This window comes from bacterium (genome assembly GCA_030654305.1).
GTDB lineage: Bacteria > Krumholzibacteriota > Krumholzibacteriia > LZORAL124-64-63 > LZORAL124-64-63 > PNOJ01.
This window is the reverse complement of sequence record JAURXS010000507.1, coordinates 1-1,435: the sequence shown is the minus strand read 5'-3', so window position 1 is coordinate 1,435 and position 1,435 is coordinate 1. Positions and strand designations below refer to the sequence as shown.

Below are 1,435 nucleotides of genomic sequence, written 5' to 3'. Positions count from 1 at the left end.
CCGTGCAGGCGCATGATGCCCTGGTTCTCCCAGACCAGCCCGCCGGAGATCTGCCCCCGCGTCGACTCCTGCGTGATGTAGAAGCACGAGACCAGGAAGGCCGCCATGAACCAGCGCATCGCCCGCGGCGAGCGGATGAGCGCGACCATGAAGAAGGTCATCATCGCGAACTTGATGACGCGGTCGAAGAAGATCGTCCAGGCCAGGTCCTTGGCCGCGGCGAAGGGGATCTGGGTCAGCATGACGAAGAACAGCAGGCCGATCCCGATCAGCACGTTGCGGGCCGGGCGCAGGCCAGCCAGCTGGACGGGCCGGGAACTCATCACCCCGATGCACATAACCGTCAGCACGAGCCCCAGCAGGAACTCCACGCGCATCGCGGCCAGGAAGTCGCGGCGCGCGCCCCACTGCATGTAGCGGGCGGTGATGAACAGCAGGAACGTCGCGGTCACGAACGGCGGCGCCTCCCAGGGGCGCGGGAGGCGCGGGATCTCGCTGGCGGCGCCCTGGGTCATGCTCGTCTGCGCTCCTCGGAACGGTTCAGCGCCCGCCGGCGCGCTGGGCGGCCGCGGCCGCGTCCAGGAAGGGGACGAAGGCCGCCGCCGCGCGGGCGTTGCCCTCGCGGTTGGGATGGCTGTCCTGGCCGCCGCCGCTGGCGTACGCCGACCACTTGGCGCTCCGGCCGTCGGTCAGGATGGCATGGTAGTCGAACACGGCCACGTTGGGGAGGTCGTAGTCACGCAGCCAGCCGCCCTCGCGGTCCGCCATCCAGGCGTGCAACGCGTGCGCGTGGTCGGCGGAGACGGGTCCCCGGCGGAAGGCGGCGCCCAGGCGGTCCTTCAGCCCCTGCGGGCGGGGCTCGGCGCGCGGCGGCGCCGTGACGGCGACGAACAGCACGTCGGGCCGGGAGCGGAACAGCGGCAGCAGGGCGCGGTAGGCGGCCTTGGCGTTGGCCAGGGTCTGCTCCGTGGCGTCCGGGTCGCCGGGTTCCACGCCGGGACCTGTGAAATCGGTGCTCGAGTAGCAGGACTTGAAGACCACGATCTCGTTGGTACGGCCGTCCGCGTAGGAGCGGTCCTGCTCGTCGCAGGTCAGGATGCGGTCCATCTGCTCGGCGAACTTCCGGCGCCAGTGGCCGATGTCGGTGTCCTCGCCCACCAGCGAGCCGTACGTCGCCTCGTGGACCTCGTAGCCGGCGGCCTGCAGCAGCGCCCGCAGGCCGCCCCCGTTGGGGTGGCTCCGGTAGATGCAGCGGGCGGCGGAGTCCTTGCCGCCGCCGTCCTGTGCGCCCGGTTCGGCCAGAAGCTGACCACCGCACGAATGGTGGATGACCAGCACGCGCACGGGTCCTCCCTCGACAGCGGGAACGGCGACGGATTCCGTCGTCGCTGCGATCGTCATGCCGCCGGCGGTGGCCAGGCTCGCCGCCGCGGCC

General features: G+C 71.5%; 2 protein-coding genes. Both read right to left on the bottom strand.

The annotated features are described in order from the left end of the window. Positions 1 to 515: hypothetical protein (locus tag Q7W29_14420; GenBank protein ID MDO9173016.1), on the bottom strand; the 515-nt coding region annotated here is incomplete at its 3' end. 25 nt (positions 516 to 540) lie between these two features. Next, positions 541 to 1,435 (bottom strand): hypothetical protein (locus Q7W29_14415; GenBank protein ID MDO9173015.1); only part of this gene is annotated, 895 nt, incomplete at its 5' end.